The 22,192-nt window shown below is 72.3% G+C and carries 19 protein-coding genes; 7 read left to right on the forward strand and 12 right to left on the reverse strand.

Going from position 1 to position 22,192, the window contains the following annotated elements; genetic code table 11:
• The first annotated feature begins 9 nt into the window (after positions 1-9).
• Positions 10-1,314 (forward strand): hypothetical protein, encoded by a 1,305-nt coding sequence (locus AH6_RS32790; RefSeq protein WP_067487963.1) that lies wholly within the window; start codon positions 10-12, stop codon positions 1,312-1,314.
• Here the strand turns inward: AH6_RS32790 and AH6_RS32795 are convergent.
• The 4 genes from AH6_RS32795 to AH6_RS32810 are packed head-to-tail and all read right to left on the reverse strand — an operon-like array spanning position 1,311 to position 4,957.
• Complete coding sequence (locus AH6_RS32795) at positions 1,311-2,546, reverse strand: hypothetical protein (RefSeq protein WP_157431873.1); 1,236 nt, start codon at positions 2,544-2,546, stop codon at positions 1,311-1,313. The genes AH6_RS32790 and AH6_RS32795 overlap by 4 nt on opposite strands.
• A gap of 25 nt (positions 2,547-2,571) precedes the next feature.
• Entirely contained in the window at positions 2,572-3,369 is a 798-nt protein-coding gene (locus tag AH6_RS32800) for an alpha/beta hydrolase (protein WP_067487967.1), read from the reverse strand.
• Positions 3,366-4,595, reverse strand: coding sequence for an RNA polymerase sigma factor (locus tag AH6_RS32805; protein WP_067487968.1), 1,230 nt, complete (start codon positions 4,593-4,595; stop codon positions 3,366-3,368). Before AH6_RS32805 ends, AH6_RS32800 begins: the two co-directional genes overlap by 4 nt.
• Positions 4,592-4,957, reverse strand: coding sequence for a YciI family protein (locus AH6_RS32810; RefSeq protein ID WP_067487970.1), 366 nt, complete (start codon positions 4,955-4,957; stop codon positions 4,592-4,594). The genes AH6_RS32805 and AH6_RS32810 overlap by 4 nt, the downstream gene beginning before the upstream one ends.
• A gap of 161 nt (positions 4,958-5,118) precedes the next feature.
• Between AH6_RS32810 and AH6_RS32815 the strand changes: the two genes are divergently transcribed.
• From AH6_RS32815 to AH6_RS32825, 3 genes are all read left to right on the forward strand, one after another.
• Positions 5,119-5,742, forward strand: coding sequence for a restriction endonuclease (locus tag AH6_RS32815; protein WP_157431874.1), 624 nt, complete (start codon positions 5,119-5,121; stop codon positions 5,740-5,742).
• 232 nt (positions 5,743-5,974) lie between these two features.
• Entirely contained in the window at positions 5,975-7,570 is a 1,596-nt protein-coding gene (locus tag AH6_RS32820) for a hypothetical protein (RefSeq protein ID WP_067487972.1), read from the forward strand.
• 13 nt (positions 7,571-7,583) lie between these two features.
• Entirely contained in the window at positions 7,584-8,150 is a 567-nt protein-coding gene (locus AH6_RS32825) for a hypothetical protein (protein ID WP_157431875.1), read from the forward strand.
• An 11-nt stretch (positions 8,151-8,161) separates the two neighbouring features.
• Here AH6_RS32825 and AH6_RS43020 read toward each other — a convergent pair whose 3' ends face one another.
• From AH6_RS43020 to AH6_RS32835, 3 genes are all read right to left on the reverse strand, one after another.
• Positions 8,162-8,380: a helix-turn-helix domain-containing protein gene (locus AH6_RS43020; protein ID WP_083983714.1), complete on the reverse strand. Its 219-nt coding sequence runs from the start codon at positions 8,378-8,380 to the stop codon at positions 8,162-8,164.
• A complete protein-coding gene (locus AH6_RS32830; protein ID WP_067487975.1) occupies positions 8,380-8,880 on the reverse strand; it encodes a DUF2975 domain-containing protein in 501 nt (166 codons plus the stop codon). The genes AH6_RS43020 and AH6_RS32830 overlap by 1 nt, the downstream gene beginning before the upstream one ends.
• Before the next feature lie 67 nt (positions 8,881-8,947).
• Positions 8,948-10,576, reverse strand: coding sequence for an L-lactate permease (locus tag AH6_RS32835; RefSeq protein WP_067487978.1), 1,629 nt, complete (start codon positions 10,574-10,576; stop codon positions 8,948-8,950).
• 140 nt (positions 10,577-10,716) lie between these two features.
• Between AH6_RS32835 and AH6_RS32840 the strand changes: the two genes are divergently transcribed.
• A complete protein-coding gene (locus AH6_RS32840; protein WP_067487980.1) occupies positions 10,717-12,297 on the forward strand; it encodes a hypothetical protein in 1,581 nt (526 codons plus the stop codon).
• Here AH6_RS32840 and AH6_RS32845 read toward each other — a convergent pair.
• Positions 12,294-14,420 carry a hypothetical protein gene (locus tag AH6_RS32845; RefSeq protein WP_067487983.1) on the reverse strand — a complete coding sequence of 709 codons (2,127 nt, stop codon included), beginning with the start codon at positions 14,418-14,420 and terminating at the stop codon, positions 12,294-12,296. The two genes, AH6_RS32840 and AH6_RS32845, sit on opposite strands and share 4 nt — an antisense overlap.
• A gap of 225 nt (positions 14,421-14,645) precedes the next feature.
• On the opposite strand from AH6_RS32845, the gene AH6_RS32850 reads away from it, so the two are divergent.
• Positions 14,646-15,347, forward strand: coding sequence for a C39 family peptidase (locus AH6_RS32850; RefSeq protein ID WP_067487984.1), 702 nt, complete (start codon positions 14,646-14,648; stop codon positions 15,345-15,347).
• Between the two features lie 69 nt (positions 15,348-15,416).
• Here AH6_RS32850 and AH6_RS32855 read toward each other — a convergent pair whose 3' ends face one another.
• Genes AH6_RS32855 through AH6_RS32865 form a run of 3 tightly spaced genes read right to left on the reverse strand, consistent with a single transcriptional unit; the run spans position 15,417 to position 19,008 of the window.
• A complete protein-coding gene (locus AH6_RS32855) occupies positions 15,417-17,480 on the reverse strand; it encodes a xanthine dehydrogenase family protein molybdopterin-binding subunit (protein ID WP_067487986.1) in 2,064 nt (687 codons plus the stop codon).
• Positions 17,477-18,451, reverse strand: coding sequence for an FAD binding domain-containing protein (locus tag AH6_RS32860; protein WP_067487988.1), 975 nt, complete (start codon positions 18,449-18,451; stop codon positions 17,477-17,479). The genes AH6_RS32855 and AH6_RS32860 overlap by 4 nt, the downstream gene beginning before the upstream one ends.
• On the reverse strand, positions 18,448-19,008 hold the full coding sequence (locus tag AH6_RS32865; RefSeq protein ID WP_067487989.1) for a (2Fe-2S)-binding protein: 561 nt from the start codon (positions 19,006-19,008) through the stop codon (positions 18,448-18,450). The genes AH6_RS32860 and AH6_RS32865 overlap by 4 nt, the downstream gene beginning before the upstream one ends.
• Positions 19,009-19,171: 163 nt before the next feature.
• Here AH6_RS32865 and AH6_RS32870 point away from each other — a divergent pair, with 163 nt between their 5' ends.
• Complete coding sequence (locus tag AH6_RS32870; protein ID WP_067487991.1) at positions 19,172-21,352, forward strand: terpene synthase family protein; 2,181 nt, start codon at positions 19,172-19,174, stop codon at positions 21,350-21,352.
• Here the strand turns inward: AH6_RS32870 and AH6_RS32875 are convergent.
• Positions 21,330-21,728, reverse strand: a complete 399-nt coding sequence (locus tag AH6_RS32875; RefSeq protein WP_067487993.1) for a phage holin family protein — start codon at positions 21,726-21,728, stop codon at positions 21,330-21,332. The genes AH6_RS32870 and AH6_RS32875 overlap by 23 nt on opposite strands.
• Positions 21,729-22,192: the final 464 nt, after the last annotated feature.

Raw genomic sequence — 22,192 nt, forward strand, 5'->3', positions numbered from 1 at the left:
CATGAGCTGTTGGTCGAACGTGCCATCGAGCAGGGCGAGCCCCGGCGGGACTTCCCCGACGGCGACCCGCCCGCCGGACCGCGCCCCCTGCCGCCGGTGCGGCTCGCCTCGCCCGCCGAACTGCTCCTGGCCGCCCGCCGGACCGAGCTGCACGCGATGGTGCGGGCGCTGGTCGGGTGGGTGCGCCCCGGCCGCGAGGTCGGGCCGGACGGCGGCCTGCCGCCCGACGGCTTCGCCGGCCTGCTCGACCATCTGGGCGACCGGGCGCGTCCGGCCGCCTCCGGGGCGGCCGGGCTGGAGCAGGCGGTGCGCCGGTTCTGGGACGCGCTGGTCGAGCACGGCCTGCTGCACGTCGACGCCGGACGCGGCCTGGTGTGGCCCGGCCCCGCCGCGGCCTCGCTCGACGACCCCCTCGCCGACGAGGCGCTGGAGGTCTGGCGGCGCTTCCTCATCACCATGGTCGACCTGTGGGGCGGCGTGGGCCGGGGCCGGGCGGCCGAGGAGGCCCTGACCGGCAACCTGCTGGTGTGCCTGTACGCACGCAACGGCTGGATCCCGCTGGACGCGCTGGCGGTGGAGTCGGCCCGGCCGCTCGTCGAGCTGCACATCGGCGCGCTGACCAACGCCGGGCTGGTCGAGCACGCCATGTTCGGGATCGGCGTCACCCCGCTGGGCCGCTACGTCTGCCGCGCCCTGCTCCAGGAGGCGAGCGGGCAGACGATCCCCGTCCTCGGCTCCTACGCGGGCGCCGACGCGGCCACGCTGCTGCGCGCGCTCACCGCCTACCCCGTCGGGCTCATCCCGGAGGAGGCGGCCGGGTGGGTCGCCGAGCGCACGGTGGAGAGCGGCATCGCCGAGATCCGCGCGGCACTGACGGAGGTCGGCCCGACGGCCCGGCGCGCGGGGCTGGACCTGCTGGCCGGGACGTTCGGCGACACCTTCGGCCCGGCGGGCCGCCGCGCGCTGGCCGAGCTGGCCGCCGATCCGCGGCTGGGGGCGCTGGTGCGCGGCGTGCTGCCGGAGGAGGAGCGGGAGCGGGCTCCCGGCGCGGGGCGGGACGCCGACGTGTGGGCGCTGATCGACCTGGCGGTGATGCACTTCGAGAAGGAGCCGCCCAGCGCGGAGTCGCTGCACGGGCTGGGGTACGTGCACGAGGACGTGGCGAAGATGGCGAAGCTGGTGGCGCTGTTCGGCGACTGCGACCATCCGGGCGGCCCGGGGGTGCTGGACGCGATCATCGCCCACCATCCCGACCCGCCGGTGGTGGCGGCGGCCCGCGCGGCGCGGGAACGGCTGCCGGGGCCGCCCGCTTAGCGGTCGTCGGGGGGCGGCTCGTCGCCGTGGATGTGGATCTCGATGTTGTAGGCCTGGATGGCGGGACCGTGGACGGTGCCATGGAAGTCATTGCGGAAACCGGCCCTGACCTGCGACGCGGAACCGACGTCCTGTTCATCGAGCAACCCCGCGCGGACCCGCGCGTTCGCCTCGCGGGCGCGGCGGGCGAGGCTGCGGGCGGCCAGCAGCGCACAGCCCAGGAACATTGGGACCAGTCCACGGTCGAGCATGCCGAAGACGTTGGCACGGACGGTGGCCGCCTCGTAGGGCGAGAAGCCGCCCCACGTCAGGTCCTCCAGCAGCCAGGACAGCGCCTGCCCGAAGCCGGTCGGGCGTCCCGCGCACGAGCCGGAGCACGCGGCGCGCTCGACGTCGGCGACCATGTCCGCCTGGACGAGCAGGATGACGGCGATGGCCAGCGCGAACAGGAGCAGCCCTCCGGACATGCCCGCGTTAGTGCGGTCCTCGCGGTGGGGCCGTCCCGTGCCGAGGACGAGGACCTCTTCAATGCCGACCCGCCGAGAGAGCACGTGCGCGCGGAGGGCGTAGAGCGCTGACGTGCTCGTGACCCGCACCGCGTCGCAGAGAACGGCGACCTTGGCCTCTCCCCCGGCACGTTCCGTGACGGCAGCGGCCATCGCTTCGTCGCCGGGGCCGTGCCAGAGCTCGACCGTCCAGTTGTCCGTCAGGAGACCGGCCAGAGCCTCCCTGGTCTCGCGGTCCTTGCCGTGCCAGCCCTCCAGGCCGCGTAGCAACCACACCAGGTTGCTCGCCGTGTAGAGGGTGATCAGAACGCCCACGTACACCATGACCAGCAGCGCGAGCACGAGCGCCGCCCAGCGGCCGGGCGTTCCGGCGAACAGGCCGAGGACGAGGGCGAGGGCGACGCCCAGGGTCGTGCCCGCCGGGACCATCAGAACCAGCAGGTCCCACCAGCGGTCGGCGGCCTCCAGGAGCCGGACGCCCGCTCCCCCGGCCCGCCGGGAGCGCAGCGGCGGGCGCAGCACGGCGAACGCGTCGCGTCCCCGCCACACGAGCCGTCCGCTGCGCCCCGCCGTATAGAGCAGCAACCAGGCCGGGGGCCGCGACCGGTACAGCAGGCCGTTTCCGCGAGGGCGCAAGCTCCGCAGCGCGGCCCGGCCCCGTTCGGCTTCCCGGACGGCTTTGGCCGCCGCCCGGCAGTCCCGTAGGGACGGCGGTGTGTCGTCCACGAGACCAGCATGGGGCAAAAGCGCGCTACGGCGTGAGGAGGCCACCGAGGCGTTCTGCGAAGGCGTCGGTGCGGGTGCCGAAGCCGCCGTGGCCGCCGGGGAGCAGGACCGGCTCGACGTTCAGGCGCTCGGCGATCGCGAGGGTCGCGCGGTGGGGCGGCTCGTCCCCGGACGTCTCGCCTGCGGCCAGCACGAGCGGGGCCTCGCGTAGGGCGTCCAGGTCAGGGGTGTAGCCGCTGAACGACGGGACCTCGTAGCCGGCGAAGAAGTCCATGTTCTTCTCCATGCGGCCCATCATCTCCAGCACGTCGGGGTGGGGCTCGCCCTGCGGCTCCTCGTCGGACATGCCCATGGACGTGCCGAAGACGTGCATCGCCGCGCCCGCGCCGCCGGTGGCGTAGGCGTCGCGGATCTGCTCGACGACCGTGCGCCAGTGCGCGGCGTCGGGGAGCAGCTCGAACGCCGGGGGCTCGTGGGCGATGACGCGGCGGACCTGGCCGGGGTGGCGGACGGCCAGGTCCAGCGCTATCAGGGCGCCGGAGCTGTTGCCGAAGACGTGGGCGGGCTCGTCGGTGACGACGGACAGGAGGCGGTGGGCGTCGTCGGCGTGCGTCTCGATGCGCTGGGGCTCGTCCGGACCGGCCAGCGGGCTGCGCGAGTTGCCGCGCCGGTCGTAGGTGACGACGGTGAAGCGGTCGGCGAGACGGTCGGCCAGGGCGGAGTAACCGGCGGCGTCCATGATGCCGCCGCAGATCAGGAGCAGGACGGGGCCGGTGCCGCGGGTCTCGTAGTGGAGGGTCGCGCCGGGGACGTTCAGGTTCATCGTGTTCCTTCGGATGCTTTGGCTTCGAGATAGCGGCGTTCGGGCAGGCTGGTGGTGCGGCGGGCCGCCTCGCGGTAGGCGGCGCGCGCGGCGGCGTGGTCTCCGGCGCGTTCGAGCAGGTGGGCGCGGACGGCGGCGAGGCGGTGGTGGCCGGCGGTGCGCTCGTCCTCCTCCAGCGGGCGCAGCAGGTCCAGCCCGGCCTGGGGGCCATGGACCATCGCGGCGGCGACGGCCTGGTTGAGGGTGACCATCGGGTTGGGCGCCAGGTGGGCCAGCAGCCGGTACAGGGCGAGGATCTGCGGCCAGTCGGTGGCGGCGGCGTCCGGGGCCTCGGCGTGCACGGCGGCGATGGCGGCCTGGAGCTGGTAGGGGCCGGGCGGCGACCAGGTGAGGGCGTCGGCGATCAGCGCGAGGCCCTCGTCGATGGCGGCGCGGTCCCAGCGGCCGCGATCCTGCTCGGCCAGCGGCACCAGCGCGCCGCCGGGCGCGGTGCGGGCGGCGCGGCGGGCGTCGGTGAGCAGCATCAGCGCCAGCAGGCCGGTGACCTCGCCGTCGCCGGGCAGCAGGCGGTGCAGGTCGCGGGTGAGGCGCAGGGCCTCGGCGGTCAGCTCGGCGCGGTGCAGTTCGGCGCCGCCGGAAGCGGTGTACCCCTCGTTGAAGACCAGGTAGAGGGCGTGCAGGACGGCGGCCAGGCGGCGGTCGCGCTCGGCGGGCGGGGGCGGCTCGAAGCGCGCGCCGGACGCCTTGATGCGCTGCTTGGCCCGGCTGATGCGCTGCGCCATCGTCGCCTCGGGCACCAGGAAGGCGCGGGCGATCTCGGCGGTGGTGAGGCCGCCCACAGCGCGCAGCGTCAGGGCGATCTGCGAGGACGGCGTCAGCGCGGGGTGGCAGCACAGGAACAGCAGGGTCAGGGTGTCGTCGGCGTCGGCGGGCCGCTCGTCGACGGCCGGGGCGAGGCGCTCGGCCTCGGCGGCGACGGCGGCCTCCCGGTCGCGGCGGGCGCTCTCGCTGCGCCACTGGTCGGTGAGCCGCCGGGTGGCGACGGTGAGGAGCCAGCCGTAGGAGTTGGCGGGCACGCCCTCGGCGGGCCACTGCGTGGCGGCGGCGAGCAGGGCCTCCTGGACGGCGTCCTCGCAGGCGTCGAACTGGCCGTGCCGCCGGGCCAGCGCCCCGAGGACCCGCGGCGCGAGGGCGCGCAGGTCCTCGGGGGACGGGCCGGTGCTCACATCTCCGTCCCGGCGTCGTCCATGATCGGCCGGACCTCCATGGCGCCGCCGAACCGGACGTCGGGCCAGCGCGCGGCGATCTCGGCGGCCCGCTCCGGAGTTTCACAGTCCACCGCGATGTACCCGGCGAACACCTCGCGGGACTCCAGGAAGGGCCCGTCGGTGACGGCGGGCAGGCCGTCGCGCAGCCGGACGGTGCGGGTCTGCGCGGGGTCGGCGAGGGCCTGGCCGCCGACCAGCTCGCCGGACTCGGTGAGCTCGCGCATGATGGCGTCGACCTCGCCGAACAGGGCGGTGCGCTCGTCCTCGGTCAGCTCCTCCAGGAACCCGGGCCGGTTGTAGATCAACAGCATGTACTTCATGGGTACCGACTCCTCTGTGCTCGGGCGTTGGACGATCAGGGGTCGGAGCCGCTGACACGTTCTCGACGTCCCCCGCGAAAAAACTTCTGAGGAAATTGTGGGCCCTCGGAACCGTCGGGGTGACGTGCCATGCTGCTGGCAACGGCACCCCGGAGGCCCGCATGGCAGAACCCGCCCCGTCGTCCTCTCCCCCGGAACCGCCCGCGCGTCGGGAGTGGCACCCGGCGCTGGTGGCCGTCGGGGCACTGGCCGCCGGGGCCGCCTCGATCTTTCTGGCCTACCTGGCGTACCGGTTGGTGGCGGCGTACTGGGCGTGGCTGCTGGCGGTGCTGGTCGTGGCGGGGATCGGCGCGGCCGCGCTGGGCTGGGCCCGCTACCAGGACCGGCGGGAGGCCGAACGCGTCCGGGCGCTGGCGCACCTGAGCGTGGTGGACGACATGACGGGCTCCGAGTTCGAGGAACTGGTGGCGTCCCTACTGAAACGCGACGGCCACCGCTCAGTCCAAGTGGTAGGCCGAACAGGCGACCGAGGCATAGACGTAACGGCAACAACGCCGGACGGCCGACGCATAGCGGTGCAGTGCAAACGCCAACAGAAGAACGTGGGCGCCGACCGCGTCCGCAACCTGATCGGCGCAGTACACGGCTTCTACCGCGACTACCAGGGCGTCCTGATAACCAGCGCCTACTTCACCAAACCGGCCCTGGAGGAACAGGGCGACCTGCTCCTCATCGACCGCGACGCCCTGGCCCACTGGATGGACGGCGCCCCACTGGGCCTCTGATAGCCCGCGGCGACCTCCCCGTCCACCGAATGACCGCTTCCGGCAGACGGCGGCCCCGATGTGCCCTGCTCCGACGTCCTATGTCCCCGCCAGCCGGAAGCCATGCCATTGACGAGCCTCTTGACTCTGCGTTACTTCTGACCGGGTCGCCGATCCTTCGCCTTCTCAACGTTGGGGGTCCGGACGTGAGACGGCCGCGCTATACGAAGAGATCCGAACGAGCGGCAAGGCCGTGACCCGAGCCGAGCGCGCGGCCGCAGAGCTGCAACGGATCAAACAGCTCGCCGACCAACACGGCCCGGCGCTCCAGAAGGCATACGCGATCCTGGCGAGCGGAGCCCTAGAGGGGCCCGCGGGCAACCGCCTCTTCGCGGGAATGGCCGAACGGCACCAGTCCGCCAGAGCCGGGTTCTACGAAGCGTTCGACCAGGTGAAAAAGCTGGCGGCCCAAGCCGCAGGCGGGCCGCCGCGCATCAGCGACCCCCACATACCCGGCCCACCTCGCGGCAGGCCACGCGAGAGCGACGCCATCCGTTCCGGTTCCCCGGAACTGCTGAACTCCCTGGGCTCCGAACTCACCCAAGCGGGCCGATCCTGGCAAGACGCAGGCCACGCACTCGCGCAGACCCTCACCAACCTGGGCCTCAGCGCCGCACCGGGCACAAGGATCCGCCACGCAGGCGACTGGCTGACCAACCAGAAACAGGACCTGGACCGCCGCCGCGCCGAACTACTCAAAGCCGACGCCCAACCACCCACACCACAGCCGATCTGCACCATCAAGACGGTGACACCAGGAGGGCCCCGGTCCGAGAAGCCCTCCCTGAAAGGCGCGTGGCGGGGCTACCTGCATCACTACCTGCCCGGCGTCCTGAACGGGGCCAAGGACATCGGCCTCGCGGGCCTGGCCGCCAACCCGTGGACGGCTCCGGTGTACCTGGCCGTGGCCCCGAAGGGATGGATGCAACGCGGCCCGATCGGACAACTCAAGGGCCTCTACCAGGGAGTCCAGGACCCCGTGGCGTTCGCCAAGGCGATGGTCAACTGGGAGGAATGGACCCACGACCCGATCCGCGCCCTGGGAGAGGCGGGCCCGGGGATCATCCTGACGGTCATCACCGGCGGCACGGCCGCAGGCGCGGCGACCCGATTCGGCTCCGGCGCGAAAAGCCTGGGCAGAAAGATCAACCCCACCCGCCCCGGCACTCCACCAACTGACGGCCTCCTCGGCACAGGCCACCCCATCAAGCCGGACAGCCTCAAAACATCAAAGCCGACCCCACCCCCGACCTCCAAAACCCCAACAAAGCCCCCCGAGCAGGGCGACATCAAGGTGGCCGGCCCCAGCAAGAACGACACCCCATCAGCCCCCGGAGACCGCAAAGCCGCAGGCGGCGACGCCTCCTCCGCGCCGTCCCCCAAGGCCAAGTACGCCGACTATCCTGCCGAGGATCTACAAAAGCTCACAGACGCGGCAGGCGGCCTGTCCGGCGTTTATGAACGGCATGGAGCGGGCCTCGCGGGCGTGGTGATCGGGGCCGAGGCGAAGCAAATCAAGTCCGGTCAGCGAGCCCACATCGTCCAACGGGTCACCGAACTGGGCCTGCCCCAACGGGAGGCGGCAGAGGCTGCGATGTACGCGGCGCAACGCACCTGGGGACAGGCCGGGCAGATAGAGCTGGCCAACGGAGATATCGCCGTGGTCCCCGGTCATCCTTCCGTCCCCGACACCTTCGTGGTGTCGCGGGACGGCAAGATGACCCTGCGCAGATCTCACCGCTGGTACGACCAGGACACCAAGAAGCTCGAAATCGAGTTTCTGGATTGATGGGACCGATGTGATGGCAGGCGACGAGCGGTTGACCGCGCTTGATTATGAGCTGTTCATCCTGCGCACGATGGTGGACGCTCCGGCTGAGCAGGTTGGCCGGGTGCTGGAGGGCGCTGGTGTGAGCCGGGACGTCATGGAGAGGGCGTATCAGCGCGTCGAGCAGGAGAACTTCATTCTGCGGCCGGCCTTCAACCTGATCAGCGAGATCCTCGGGCCGCCGCGGAGTGAGGAACGTCGTGCGGAAGCGGGGCGGGAGTTCGTGGTCCGTACCTTTCCGCTTCGTCTCTGGAGCGAGTTCGATCTTGAGGTGTACGGGCGCTCGGACGGCATGGTCTGGGATGAGCGCTTCGTTCGGGCGGTCGATGCCCGGGTTCCGCGCGTTGATGCGCCGTCTCAGTTGAGTGCATGGGCGATGACCAAGGCCGAGGCCGAGAACCGTTTCGGTCCGCTGGAAGAGATCGACCTCTGGCCTCCGTATGGCTCCTATGGCCTTGCCTACCGGTCGCCGGACGGGGTTGTTTCTCGGTACCGGGTCGTGTTCTCTCGGGCGCTGCTTCAGAGCGTTGAGGTGGAGTGAGTGGGGTCGGGTTACTCGGGTGGGGGTTCTTTTTCCCAGCGCAGTAGATCGCCTGGTTGGCAGGCCAGGGCTTCGCACAGGGCCGCCAGGGTCGCGAAGCGTACTGCTTTTGCTCGGCCGTTCTTCAGTACTGCCAGGTTCGCGGGGGTGATTCCTACGCGGTCCGCCAGTTCGCCCACCGACATCTTCCGTTTGGCCAGCATCACGTCGATGTCGACGATGATGGGCATCAGATCACCTCGTCCAGCTCGGCCCGCATCCGTGCCGCCTCCGCTTCGCGCGCGACGGCCTGGGCCAGCAGTTTCCGCAGGACGAGCACCACCAGTGCCACGCCCAGGATCGCCACCACGGCGCCGCACAGCAGCAGCACCACGCCCGGGGCCACCGCCTCGCCCGGGGCCAGCACGACCGCCAGCGCGAACACCAGCAGCGCGGCCGCCACGATAGCGCCGATCACCACGTCCACGTTGCGGAAGGACGCGCGGGTGAACACCGTTCCGCGGCGCACCAGCGTCACCAGCCGCCACACGCAGACCAGCACCACCTGGATCGTGACGATGAGCAACACCACGATCGCCAGGATGGGGGTGCGCAGGTGCGCGTTGGCCGGGTCCAGCTCCTCTTTCAGGTCGACGGCCAGCAGCCACACCATCACCGTCTGCACGAACACCGAGCCCGCCAGCAGCACCGCCAGCACGGGGCGCACCACCAGCGCCGTCAGCTTTCCCATGACCGCTCCTTCTATCGAATCACGATGTGAATCTATCGTTATTCGATAGGCACGGCAAGCGGAGGGGTCAGGGAACCATCCAGGACAGGACGGGGGTCGACTGCAACCACGACAGCAGGCACATCCCCGCCAGGAACACCAGGCTCCAGCCGACCACCCGGCGGAACACGTCGCCCTCCTTGCCGTCCAGGCCCACGGCGGCCGCCACGATCGCCAGGTTCTGCGGCGACACCATCTTCCCCAGCACCCCGCCCGAGCTGTTGCTCGCCGCCATCAGCACCGGCGACAGGCCCGCTTTGTCCGCGGCGGTGATCTGGAGCGCGCCGAACAGCGAGTTGGAGGAGGTGTCCGAGCCCGTCACCGCCGTCCCCAGCCAGCCCAGCACCGGCGACAGCAGCGCGAACGCCGCCCCCGCCCCTGCCATCCACGTGCCCAGCGTGATGGTCTGGCCCGACGCGTTCATCACGAACGCCAGCGCCAGCACCGCCATCACCGTCACGATCGCCCACTTGAGCTGGGCCAGCGTCGTCCCGTACGCGCGGACGGCCCTGCCGGGGCCCACGCGCAGCGCCAGCATCGTGAGCAGGCCCGCGACCAGCATCTGCGTGCCGGGCGTCGTCAGGTAGTTCAGGGTGAAGGTCACCAGGCCGAGCGGCTTGCCGGACGGGTCGGTCAGGTGCAGGCCCGGCCAGCCGAACGTTCGGGTCGCGCGGTCCAGCAGGTCCTTGACCTGAGCGATCTGGCAGACGACGAAGACCGCGATGATGATCGCATAGGGCGCGTAGGCGCGGGCCGTCTCGGCTCGGGAGTCGCGGCCGGACGCTCGGGCTGCGAACTCCGGCGTCGGCTCGTCCGCCGCGCCTCCCGCGACGGGTGCCGGGCGCGGCGCGGGACGCAGCCGCACCATGGCCACCACGGCGGCGGCCGAGGCCAGGGCCGCCACGACGTCGGCCAGCGGCACCGACAGGAAGTTCGCGGTGGTGTACTGCGCCAGGCCGAACGCCGCCCCCGCGACCAGCGCCGCGGGCCAGGACTCGCGCAACCCGCGCCGGCCGTCCACGATCACCACCAGGACCAGCGGCACGAACACCGCCAGGATCGGGGTCTGCCGCCCGATCATCGCGCCCAGGGTGTCGCTGTCGAGGTCGGTCACCTTGCCCAGGGTCAGCACGGGGGTCGCCATCGCGCCGAACGCCACCGGCGCGGTGTTGGCGGTCAGCGCCAGCACCGCCGCCTTGAGCGGCGCGAAGCCGAGCGCGATCAGCATGACCGAGGTGACCGCGACCGGCGTCCCGAAGCCCGCCAGCGCCTCGATCAGCGCGCCGAACGAGAAGGCGATCAGGATCGCCTGGAGCCGGTGGTCGTCGCTGACCCGGGCGAACGAGCGGCGCAGCACGTCGAAGTGCCCGGTCGCCACCGTCATGTTGTAGACCCAGATCGCGTTGATCACGATCCAGAGGATCGGGAAGAACCCGAACGCCGCCCCTTCCGAGGCCGCCAGCAGGGCCTGCCCGGTGGGCATTCCGTAGACCAGGACCGCGACCAGGACGGCGGTGGCCAGCGCGATCAGCGAGGCCGTCCACGCCCGCATCCGCACCGCGCCGAGCAGCACGAACAGCACCGCCAGCGGCAGCGCGGCGAGCAGGGAGCTCCAGGCCAGGGAACCGGCGACGGGGTCGAGGACCTGTCGGTACACGTGATCACCTCGGGGTGGACGGCTCGCCCCCGAGTCGTTGTCCCGATACCCGTTCCGGGCGGATGGATCACCTTTTGCCGCCCGGGTAGAGTGACGCGATCGCAGAGGGGGCCGATCGACGGAGGGGGCGTGGCGGCGGCATGCACCGCATCCTGGTCGCCGCGCACTCGGTGACCGCGCTGACGCGCCTGGCCGACGTCCTCACCGTCGTCGAGAACGATCCGCGGCTGGAGACGGCCTTCACGCACATCCCCGGTTCGTCCTTCGGGGAGGGCGTCGCCGACTTCCTGGGCGCGCTCGGCACCCGGACCCTGGCCTGGCCGCAGGCCACGCGGGAGGGATTCGATCTCGCGGTGGCCGCCGGGCACAGCGGGGAGCTGCACCGGATCGGCGCGCCTTTGATCCTGCTGCCGCACGGGATCGGCTACAACAAGTATCGGCGGGGCGGGGAGGCGGTCTACGGGCTCGCCCCTGACCAACTGCTGCGGCAGGGCCGGGTCGTTCCGGCGGCGGTGGTGTTGTCGCACGACGAGCAGTTGCGGCGGCTGAAGGCGTCGTGCCCGCAGGCCGTGCCCGTCGCGGCGGTCGCCGGGGACATGTGCCTGGACCGCATGACGGCCGCCCTCCCGTGGCGCGGGCGTTTCCGCGACCGGCTGGGCGTGGCGCGCGGGCAGCGGCTGGTGGTGGTGTCGTCCACGTGGGGCCCGGCGTCGGTGCTGGCGGACCGTCCCGACCTGCCCGCGCGGCTGCTGGCCGAGCTGCCCGCCGACGAGTACCGGGTGGCGGCGGTCGTGCACCCCAACCTCTGGCACGGGCACGGGGCCTGGCAGGTCCGCGCCTGGCTGGCCGACGCGCGGCGCGCGGGCCTGCTGCTGATCCCGCCGCGCGAGGGCTGGCGGGCGGCGGTGGTGGCGGCCGACTGCGTGGTGGGCGACCACGGCTCGGTCGGGCTGTACGCCGCCGCGCTCGGTCGTCCGGTGGCGCTGGCCGCCTACGGCCGGGCCGAGATCGATCCGGCGTCGCCGATGGCGGAGTTGGCGCGGACCGTCCCCCACTTCGACCACGACGCGGCGCTGCGGCCCCAGGTGGAGGCCGCCATCGCCGTCCACGACCCGGCGCGCAGCGAGCGGCTGGCCGACCTCGCCGTCGCCGAGCGGGGGCAGGCGGCGCGGCTGCTGCGGGCGCTGATGTACCAGCTGATGAAGCTGCCCGAGCCGGTGGGCCCGGCGCGGACCGTGCCCGTCCCGCCGGCCGAGCCCGAGCCGGTCGCCTGGGGGTACGACGCTCCGGCGATGGTCGTGACGGCCGGGGTGCGCGGCGACGCGGTGCGGGTGGAGCGTTTCCCGGCGGCGGTGGCCGAGCTGCGCGGGCGGGCGCTGTCCGGCCCGCACCTGGTCGTGGACGACACCGAGACCGACCAGCGGCTGCGGGAGACGGCGGAGGTGCTGGTGCGGCGGAGCGACGCCCCCGGGCAGACGTCGCCGCTGGTGCCGGACGAGGTGTTCGCGGCCTATCCCGTCTGCCGGATCATCGTGGAGATGCCGTCGGGACGGTTGTGGCTGCGCGACGGCCGCCGCTTGGTGGCGCGGGTGCCGGAGCCCGACGTCGCGGCGTCCGCCGTCCTGGCCTGGCTGGACCACGAAGGCGCGCTGCCCGAGCGCCTGACGCTGGAGCTGGGTTCCCGGCGTGTGACGGTGCGCTTCCAGCCCTCGGCGCTCTAGCCCTCGGCGCGCAGCCGGTCGGCCTGGATGCTGCGCACGCTGTCGTAGGCCTGGATCGCCTGCTCGCGGTAGGCGTCCCGCTGCTCGGGGACCGCGACCGACAGCGCCTCCAGGATCTGGGCCGCCTGGTAGGCGCGCCCCTCGCCCCGCATGATCTCCAGCGCGCGGAGCAGGGCCTGCGTGCCCGCATCGCGGCGTCCCGCCTCCAGCAGGGCCTTGCCCAGGGTGGTGGAGACGCGGCCCTGGTTGTAGCGGTCGGGCCGGGGTTCGCCGTCGCGGTCGCGGACCTGCCCGAAACGTTCGTGGGCCTCCCTGCACGCGGTGACGGCCGCGTCGGCGTCGCCCAGGCCCAGATACGCCCGGGCGATGTGGTGCAGGTTGATGGCGACGCCGCGCGGACGGTCGTGCCGTTCCTCCAGCTCGCGCGCCTGCTCGAAGTAGGGCCGGGCCTCGGCGTACTCGCCCGCGTCGAGATGGGCACGGCCGGTGAACTCCAGGGCGGTCGCCAGGTCCAGGGGCCTATCCTTGGCGGCTTCGCGCGCTGCGCGCAACGGCTCCTGGGCCTCGGCGAAACGGCCGGTCTCGAAGCGGGCCCGGCCCAGTTGGGTGCCCAGGCGGAACACCCAGCGCGGGTCGTCGAGCGCCTGCGCGGCGGCCAGGCCGCGTTCCAGGACGGGGGTCAGCGTCTCGTAGGGGCGCGTCGACAGTTGCAGGCCCCACTGCGCCTCGCACAGCTGGACCACCAGGTCGTTCCAGCCCCGGTCGGCCGCCGCGTACACGCACGCGCACACGTTGCGGTGCTCGATGGCCAGCCAGCTCAACGCGCGCTTCTTGGCCTCGCTCCCGGTGCCGAACGCCGGGCGCGTCACCCGGTACACCGCGCCGAACGTCTCGCGGTAGGGGTTGACGGCCAGGTCAGCGGCCGCCGACGCCAGCAGGTACCACTCGACCGTACGGCGGACGGCCTGCTCCCGTTCGGCCTCCGGCAGGCGCTGCGCCTGCCGGTGGGCGTGCCGCCGGACGCGGTCGCGCAGCAGGTAGCGGCCGTTCTCCTCGCTGAGCAGCTCCCAGTCGATGAGGGTTTCCAGCAGGTCGGCGGTGGTGTCCTCGTCCTCGTCCAGGAGCGCGGCCGCCGCGGGCAGGACGAACGAGACGCCGGGCCCGGCCGCCGCCCTGCCGGGCCGGTCGCCCGACGACGGGTGCAGGCCGAGCAGACGGTAGGCGCGCCGCGCCGGTTCGGGCAGCGCCTCGTAGGCGGCGTCGCTGACGGCCTTCACCTGCCACTCTCCTCCGTTGTCCTGGTGCTCGGCGGCGAGGAGTCGCCGCACCGCCGCCGCGACCTCGCGGCCGGGACGCTTTCGCAACCACGCCCCGGCGAGCTGGAGCGCCTCGGGCCAGCCGTCGCACAACTCCAGCAGCGCGTCGGCGGCAGCGCGCTCGGCCGCTATCCGGTCGCCGCCCACCAGGCGGGTCAGGAACTCCTCGGCGGCGTCGGGGTCCAGGGGACGCACCGCGACGCGCGTCGCGCCGTAGCGTCCGGCGGGCAGGTCGTGGTCGGTGGTGACCAGGACGGCGGCCTCGCGCGAGGGCGGGAGGACCTGCTCGATCTGCGCGGCCATGCGGACGTTCGCCAGCACCACCAGCATCCGGCGTCCGGCGGTGCGGTCGCGCCACAGCGCGTGGCGGGCCGCGTAGGAGGCGGGGACGTCCTCGTCGGGGAGGCCGGTCTGGCGCAGGAGCTCGGCGAGCAGGTCGGCGGGCGCGGCGGTGTCGCGGCCGGAACCGGCGAAGTCGAGGTAGAGGCGGCCGTCGGGGAAGCCGTCGGCGCGCTCGTGGGCCCACCGGACGGCGACCGCGCGGCGGCCGGTGCCCGCCAGGCCCGACAGGACGACGACGGCGGGCTGGCCGGTGGCGCGGGGCGCGCCGAACGCCGCGTCGATCAGGGCGCGCTCGGGGACGCGGTCGGTGAAGTCGGAGATGTTGGGCGGGATGGCGTGCAGCGCGGCGCGCTCGCGGTCGAGCGCGCCGCCGTAGTTGTTGACGACGGTGTCGACGCGGCCGGCCTGGAGCAGGGTCCGCACCCGGCCGCCGGCCTCGTTGCGCACGCCGCCCGTCCCGCTCATCCGCCCGACCCCCGCTCAGCGCCCCGGCACCCTCACGATCAACATAACGGCCGGGCGGCCCGGCGGACCAGGAGTCGGGCGAAGCGTTCGCCACCGGGTAGGTCCCAGGGACCAGGCGCGGGCCGGGAAGTTAGTTCCAGCGCACCTATCGGGCCGAAGGCGAAGATCACCATAGTCTTCCTTGGACCGATCCACGCCCCATCCCCCCATCGCCCTGGAGAGACCATGGCACGCGCAACCGCACGCACGGCTTCCGTGCTCCTGGCGGCAGGCGTCCTGACGGCCACCCCGTCAGCCGCCTTCGCCGCCCCGCAGGCCCCCGCCGCCGCCCCACAGGCGCAGGCGGCCCCCGCCCAGCAGAACTGGAAGATCCTCTGGGAGCCGCCGTCCGACGAGGTCACCGCGGCGGCCTACTGGAAGACCATGGACATCAAGGGGCAGAAGCAGAAGAAGGGCAACTGGTGCGGCCCGGCCGCCGCCACCAGCGCCCTGAGCTACCACGCCTCGGTCGGCAGCGGCACGCAGGCGTCCCTCGCGAAGAAGATGGCCACCGACAAGATCGGCTTCACGTCGCCGATAGCCATGGGCCGCGAGATGACCAACTACATCAACAAGGCGTGGAAGACCAAGGGCACCAAGTACAAGGCGACCCGCAGCGTCAAGAACCCGAACCTCTGGAACGCGACGCGCTACTCCTACGCCCGCGGCCAGGGCCCGCTGGTCCTCACCGTCTTCGCCAAGAAGAGCTGGTACCCCAAGGCGGGCAAGGCCGTCGCGCACTACGTGGTGATCTACGGCTTCGACGACACCACCCGCTGGGACCAGTCGACCTACCTGATCTGGGACCCCGCGTACGGCAAGCGCAAGCTCAGCGCCAAGAACTGGGAGAAGATCGCCTACACCGGCAAGTTCGTCGTGTCCTGGTAGAGCAGGCCGCGCGCTTGAACTGAACAACGCGACGGCCCGTTCCGCCTCGGCGGGACGGGCCGTCCGCCGTCAGAAGTCCGGCAGCAGGTGGGCCGGGGTGATGGGCAGGTCGCGCACCCGAACCCCCGTCGCGTGGTGCACCGCGTTCGCCACCGCCGCCGCCGCGCCCACGATCCCGATCTCGCCGATGCCCTTGACCCCCATCGGGTTCAGGTGCTGGTCCTCCTCGTCGATCCACGTCGCCTGCACGTCGGCGACGTCCGCGCACGCCGGGACGTGGTACTGCGCCAGGTCGTGGGTCAGGTAGTCGCCGAACTCGGCGTCCATGACGCTCTGCTCCATCAGCGCCATGCCGATGCCCATCACCATGCCGCCGACGAACTGCGAGTGCGCCGTCGTCGGGCTGATGATGCGGCCCGCCGCGAAGACGCCGAACATGCGCGGGATGCGCACCTCGCCGGTGTCGATGTCCACCTCCGCCTCGGCGAAGTGCGCGCCGAAGGCGTGGCGGGAGTACTCCGGCTCCGACTTGATCTCCTCGGCGGTGTCGGCCGTCGCCTCCACGCCCTCCGGCGGGATCTCGCCGTCCAGCTCGTCCAACAGCGCCTCGCAGGCGCGGACCACGGCGGTGCTCCAGCTCGCCGTGCCCGTGGAGCCGCCCGCCAGGGACGCCCTGGGCAGCGCGCTGTCCCCCAGCTCGACGGTGACCTGCGCCGGATCGGCCTTCAACGTCTCGGCCGCGACCAGCGTCAGCGCCGTGCGGGAGCCGGTGCCGATGTCGGCGGCGGCGATCCGGATGGTGAAGGTGCCGTCCGCGTCGGCCCGCGCCGTCGCCTTGTTGGGCATCCGGTTCGCCGGGTAGGTCGCCGCCGCGACGCCGGTGCCGACCAGCTTGCGGCCCCGGCGTCGGATCGCGGGCGTCGGGTCGCGGTCGGCCCATCCGAAGTGCTCCGCGCCCTTGCGCAGGCAGGCCACCAGGTTGCGGGAGCTGAACGGGATGTCCTGCTCCGGGTCGCGTTCGGGCTCGTTGCGCACCCGCAGCTCGACCGGGTCGACGCCGAGCGTGTACGCCAGCTCGTCCATGGCCGACTCCAGCGCGAACATGCCGGGCGTCTCGCCGGGCGCGCGCATCCACGACGGCGTCGGCACGTCCAGGCGGGTCAGCCGGTGCGCGGTGCGCCGGTTGGACGCCCGGTACATCACGCGCGACGGGACGGCCGCCTGCTCGGCGAACTCGCGGAGGGTGGAGCTCTGCGACACGACCTCGTGCAGGATCGCCGTCAGCCGCCCGTCGGCGTCGGCACCGAGCCGCACCCGCTGGATCGTCGGCGTCCGGTAGCCGGTCGTCGCGAACATCTGCTGCCGCGTCACCGCCAGCTTCACCGGACGCCCGGCCGCGCGCGCCGCCATGGCCGCCAGCACGACGTTGGGACGCGGCGTGCCCTTCGACCCGAACCCGCCGCCCACGTGCGGGGACACCACGCGGACCTGCGCCGGCTCCAGCTTGAAGATCTTGGCCAGGGTGCCCTGGACGGTGGAGGCGCCCTGGTTGGAGTCGTAGACCGTCAGGTCGTCGCCCTCCCAGGCGGCGACGGTCGCGTGCGGCTCCATCGGGTTGTTGTGCTGGGCCGGGGTCGTGTACGTCGCGTCGATCTGGACGGCGGCGGTCGCGAAGGCCGCGTCCGGATCGCCCAGTTCCGACACCGCCGGGAAGCCCCCGTTGGCCTCCTCGGGCTCGTAGAGGCCCGGGTGGTCGGCGCTCAGCCGCACGTCAGGGCGCCGCTCGTCGGCGTAGGTGATCCGGACGAGCCGGGCCGCCTCCTGCGCGGTCTCCCACGTCTCGGCGACCACGGCCGCCACGAACTGCCCCCGATAGGACACCTTGCGGGACTGGAAGACCAGCAGCTCCGGGTCGTCCACCTCCGCTATCTCGGGCGCGTTCTCGCAGGACAGCACGGCCAGCACGCCCGGCAGCGCCAGCGCGGCCTCGTGGTCCACCGACGCGATCTCCGCGCGCCCGACTGCGGCCTGCACCCCCATCAGGTACGCCGCGCCCTCGACCGGGTACTCGAAGGCGTACCGGGCCCGGCCGGTGACCTTGTCGCGGGCCTCGACGCGCTCCAGGCTCGTCATGCTCCCTCCCCCAGGCTCAGCATGGTGCGGACGATCAGGTTGCGGGCCAGCGGGATCTTGTAGCCGTTCTCGCGCAGCGGGTGCGCGGACTCCAGCTCGGCGTCGGCGGCGCGCAGGTAGTTCTCCTTGGTGGCGGCGACGCCGCGCAACATCTCCTCGGCGCGGTGGGCCCGCCACGGCTTGTGCGCCACACCGCCCAGCGCGATGCGGCAGTCCTGCACGACGCCGTCCTCGACCTTCAGGGCACCGGCGATGGAGACCAGCGCGAACGCGAACGACGCGCGCTCGCGCACCTTCCGGTAGCTCGACGGCATCCCGAGCGGGGGCACCTCCACCTCGGTGATGAGCTCGCCCGGCTTCAGGACGGTGTCGCGGGACGGGTCGTCCTTGGGGAAGCGGTAGAAGTCGCTGAGAGGCAGGACGCGCTTCCCCTCGCGGCTGTGCACGTGCACGGAGGCGTCCAGCGCGGCCAGGGCCACCGCCATGTCGGACGGGTGGGTCGCCACGCACGCCGTGGAGTGCCCGAAGATCGCCATGTTGTGGTTCTCGCCCTTGCGGGCCGGGCAGCCGCTCCCGGGATCGCGCTTGTTGCACGGCTTGGTGATGTCCTGGAAGTAGGAGCAGCGGGTGCGCTGGAGCAGGTTGCCCCCGACCGTGGCCTGGTTGCGGATCTGCCCCGACGCCCCGGCCAGGACGGCCTGGGACAGCAGCGGGTGCGTCTGGCGCACGCTCCAGCTCACCGCGAGGTCGCTGTTGCGCACCGTCGCGCCGATGAGCAGGCCGCCGTCCGGTGCGACGGTGATCTGGTCGTAGGGCAGCCGCGTGACGTCGACCAGCCGGTCGGGCTGTTCCACGCCCAGGCGCATCAGGTCCACGAGGTTGGTGCCGCCGCCCAGGTAGCGGGTCTGCTCGCCGTGCAGCGCGACCGCGTCGTCCACGCTGTCCGCGCGCTCGTAGGTGAACGGCCTCACGCCCCCACCTCCCGCACCGCCGCGACGATGTTGACGTACGCGCCGCACCGGCAGAGGTTGCCGCTCATGCGCTCGCGGATCTCGGCGTCGTCCAGGGCGGGCGGCTCGGCGGCCAGGTCCTCGGTGACGAAGCTGGGCCAGCCCTCGGCGGCCTCGGCGAGCATCCCGGTGGCCGAGCAGAGCTGGCCGGGGGTGCAGTAGCCGCACTGGAGGGCGTCGCGCTCCACGAACGCCTCCTGGATCGGGCTGAGCCCGCCCTCGCCCGCCGCTCCCGCCGCCTCCGCCAGCCCCTCGACGGTGGTGACCTCCGCGCCGTCGTTGGCGACCGCCAGCGCGAGGCAGGAGTTGGCGCGGCGGCCGTCCAGCAGGACCGTGCACGCCCCGCACTGGCCGTGGTCGCAGCCCTTCTTGGCGCCGGTCAGCCCGAGCCGCTCGCGCAGCACGTCCAGCAGGGAGGCGCGGGTGTCGATGTCGAGCCGGTGCTCGCGCCCGTTCACGGTCAGGGTGATCGAAACGGGCACCGGCGGTGCGCCGCCCCGGGTGTTCGCGCTGTCCATGATCGGGGTCCTACCCCGAAACCGCAGGTTGAACGGATCTCGTGGTGTTCTCTGTACGCTTGATCAAGCGGAGCCGTACCCGGCTCCGATCAGGACGGACGAGCCCTGGAGACAGCAGACAGTAACTCTCCGTGATGACAGGACCGCGATACGTTGCGTTCCTATGCAGCCGTTCACACTGCCTGACTTCTACGTCCCGCACCCGGCCCGCATCAACCCCCACCTCGAAGGCGCCCGCGTCCACACCCGCCAGTGGGCCCGCGACATGGGCATGGTGGACGACACCCGCGACCCCGGCACCCCCGAGATCTGGGACGAGGCCGAGCTGGAGGCGATGGACTACGCCCTCCTGTGCGCCTACACCCACCCCGACTGCGACGGCCCCATGCTCGACCTGGTCACCGACTGGTACGTGTGGGTGTTCTACTTCGACGACCACTTCCTGGAGGTCTACAAGAAGACCGGCGACCTGGAGGGGGCCAAGGCGTACCTGGGCCGGCTGGGCGCGTTCATGCCGCTGGGCCCGTCGGGCACGCCGCCCGAGCCGGTCAACGCGGTCGAGCGCGGCCTGATCGACCTGTGGGAGCGCACCGTCCCAGCGCGGACGCCCGGCTGGGCGGAGCGGTTCCGGCGCTACACTGTCGACCTGCTGGACTCCTCGATCTGGGAGCTGCACAACATCAACGACGGGCGCGTCCCGAACCCGATCGAGTACGTGTCGATGCGCCGCAAGGTGGGCGGCGCGCCCTGGTCGGCGGGGCTGGTCGAGCACGCGGCGAACGCCGAGGTGCCCGACCGGGTGGCGGAGTCGCGGCCGTTGCGGGTGCTGCGCGACACGTTCTCCGACGGGGTGCACCTGCGCAACGACATCTTCTCCTACCAGCGCGAGACCGAGCGCGAGGGAGAGGTCAACAACTGCGTCCTCGTCGTGGAGCGGTTCCTGAACACGGACACGCAGCAGGCCGCCGACACCGTCAACGAGCTGATCACCTCGCGACTGCGGCAGTTCGAGAACACGGTGTTCACCGAGCTGCCGCCGCTGCTGGAGGAGCACGCCCTCACCCCGCCCGAGCGGGCCGCCGTCGCCGCCTACGTCAAGGGGCTCCAGGACTGGCAGTCGGGCGGCCACGAGTGGCACATGCGCTCCAGCCGCTACATGAACGGGGGCGGCGACCGCAGCGCGATCACGCTGGGCGGGCCGACGGGGTTGGGCACCGCCGCCGCGCACCTGCCGACGGTGCTGCGCGCCGCGCGCCGCAACGTCGTGGCGAGCAACATGAACGTGCCGTTCCGGCGCGTCGGGCCGACCCGGCTGCCCGACTTCACGATGCCGTATCCGGTGCGGGTCAACCCGCACCGCGAGCGGGCGCGGCAGGCGTGCATCCGGTGGTGCGACGAGATGGGGATGTTCGGGCCGGTGGCGCGGATGCCGGAGCCGGTGTGGGACGAGCGCGGCCTGGCGGGGTACGCGTTCGAGATCTGCTCGGCGTCCATCGACCCCGACGCGACGGCCGAGGAACTGGACCTGTCGGCGCAGTGGCTGGCGTGGGGCACCTACGGCGACGACTACTTCCCGGCGATCTTCTTCCGGGACCGCGATATGGCCGGGGCGAAGGTGTTCAACGCGCGCCTCCCCCTGTTCATGCCGCTGGACTGCGGCCCGACGCCACCGCCGCTGAACCCCGTCGAAGCGGGCCTGGCCGACCTGTGGCGGCGCACGGCGGGCCCGATGCCGGACAAGGGCCGCGCCCTGTTCCGGACGGCGGTGGAGAAGATGACCACGAGCTGGTTGTGGGAGCTGAACAACCACATCCAGCAGCGGGTGCCCGACCCGGTGGACTACATCGAGATGCGGCGGCGCACGTTCGGCTCCGACCTGACGATGAGCCTGACGCGCATCGGGCACCTGGGCGAGATCCCGGACGCCGTCTACGACTCCGACACCATGCTCGCGATCGAGAACGCCGCAATGGACTACGCCTGCCTGACCAACGACGTGTTCTCGTACCAGAAGGAGATCGAGTTCGAGGGCGAGACGCACAACGGAGTGCTGGCCGTCGAACGGTTCCTGTCGTGCGGGCGGACGGAGGCGGTCGCGATCGTCAACGACCTGATGACGGCGCGGCTGCGGGAGTTCGAGCACCTGAGCGCGACGGCGCTGCCGCTGCTGTGCGACGACCTGGACCTGGACGACCGCGCCCGCGCGGCGCTGGACGACCACGTGGAGGAGCTGCGCGACTGGATGGCGGGCATCCTGAAATGGCACCGCGAGACGGCCCGCTACCTGGAGGAGGAACTGATCCGCGCCAACACGCCACGGCTCAGTCTTTCGAGTCGGCGATGACCTCCACGACCTGCCGCGCGGTCTCGGTGGGCAGGGGCGCGGGCAGCCCCCGCCACTTGTGGATGGCGGCGAGCGCGGCGGCCCCGGCCCCACCGCTGTAGACGGCGGCGGCGACCATGGCGGCCAGCTCGGGCGGCAACTTCTTCTCCAGCAGCGCCATGTTCATGCGGTAGGAGGCGGCGGTCGCGAGCGCCCCGAGGGTGCCCGCGACCGCCCCCATCCGGAGGGCGGGGATGCGCTGCCGTGCCTTCTCCGCCATCTCCTGCTGGGCGGCTTTGATGACCTGCTCGGCCAGGGCCATGTTCTGCTCCAGAGAGCCGTCGACCTGCTCGGCGAGCTCGGCCTTGGAGGGGCGACGGCGCGACTTGCTGCTCATGTGCGCCACGTACCCGGAAGAAAGAGGAGGACACGTGTTTTATTGCAGCCTCGGCCCAGGGGCGCTCGCCTGGGGGGGCTCGCACCCCTGACCGTGTCTGGGCGAGTGCCACATCGCTTCGCGATCCGGGCCGGTTAGTCACTCGCGCGATTGTTGAGGTCTGACGCGCAGATCTAACCCCGCATGCTGTAGATGACCGGCAGCCCCAGTCCTGCACTCCGCGCTTGCTCAACTACCTCAACCGCGCACTCCACACCCGAACAACTGCCCCAGCCCCGCGCTGCGCGCGTGCCCAACGACGCCAACCCTGCGCCCTGCACGTGACCAGCAACCGCAACCCCGCGCCCGAACATGCCCAACAACCCTGGCCACCGGGGACGGGGGTGCAGGGGGCAGAGCCCCTTGCCTCTTGAATCCAATACAGCAGGGCGAAGCCCTACCAATGCGGGGGCGCGGGGGCAGAG

Source organism: Actinomadura hibisca NBRC 15177, from assembly GCF_001552635.1.
GTDB classification, from domain to species: Bacteria; Actinomycetota; Actinomycetes; order Streptosporangiales; family Streptosporangiaceae; genus Spirillospora; species Spirillospora hibisca.

Bases quoted from the DNA above. Each gene is read 5' to 3' on its own strand.
- AH6_RS32800 (WP_067487967.1), bottom strand. From the start codon at position 3,369: ATGAACCTGAACGTCCCCGGCGCGACCCTCCACTACGAGACCCGCGGC.
- AH6_RS32810 (WP_067487970.1), bottom strand. From the start codon at position 4,957: ATGAAGTACATGCTGTTGATCTACAACCGGCCCGGGTTCCTGGAGGAG.
- AH6_RS32815 (WP_157431874.1), top strand. From the start codon at position 5,119: ATGGCAGAACCCGCCCCGTCGTCCTCTCCCCCGGAACCGCCCGCGCGT.
- AH6_RS32825 (WP_157431875.1), top strand. From the start codon at position 7,584: ATGGCAGGCGACGAGCGGTTGACCGCGCTTGATTATGAGCTGTTCATC.
- AH6_RS43020 (WP_083983714.1), bottom strand. From the start codon at position 8,380: ATGCCCATCATCGTCGACATCGACGTGATGCTGGCCAAACGGAAGATG.
- AH6_RS32830 (WP_067487975.1), bottom strand. From the start codon at position 8,880: ATGGGAAAGCTGACGGCGCTGGTGGTGCGCCCCGTGCTGGCGGTGCTG.
- AH6_RS32840 (WP_067487980.1), top strand. From the start codon at position 10,717: ATGCACCGCATCCTGGTCGCCGCGCACTCGGTGACCGCGCTGACGCGC.
- AH6_RS32845 (WP_067487983.1), bottom strand. From the start codon at position 14,420: ATGAGCGGGACGGGCGGCGTGCGCAACGAGGCCGGCGGCCGGGTGCGG.
- AH6_RS32850 (WP_067487984.1), top strand. From the start codon at position 14,646: ATGGCACGCGCAACCGCACGCACGGCTTCCGTGCTCCTGGCGGCAGGC.
- AH6_RS32855 (WP_067487986.1), bottom strand. From the start codon at position 17,480: ATGACGAGCCTGGAGCGCGTCGAGGCCCGCGACAAGGTCACCGGCCGG.
- AH6_RS32865 (WP_067487989.1), bottom strand. From the start codon at position 19,008: ATGGACAGCGCGAACACCCGGGGCGGCGCACCGCCGGTGCCCGTTTCG.
- AH6_RS32870 (WP_067487991.1), top strand. From the start codon at position 19,172: ATGCAGCCGTTCACACTGCCTGACTTCTACGTCCCGCACCCGGCCCGC.
- AH6_RS32875 (WP_067487993.1), bottom strand. From the start codon at position 21,728: ATGAGCAGCAAGTCGCGCCGTCGCCCCTCCAAGGCCGAGCTCGCCGAG.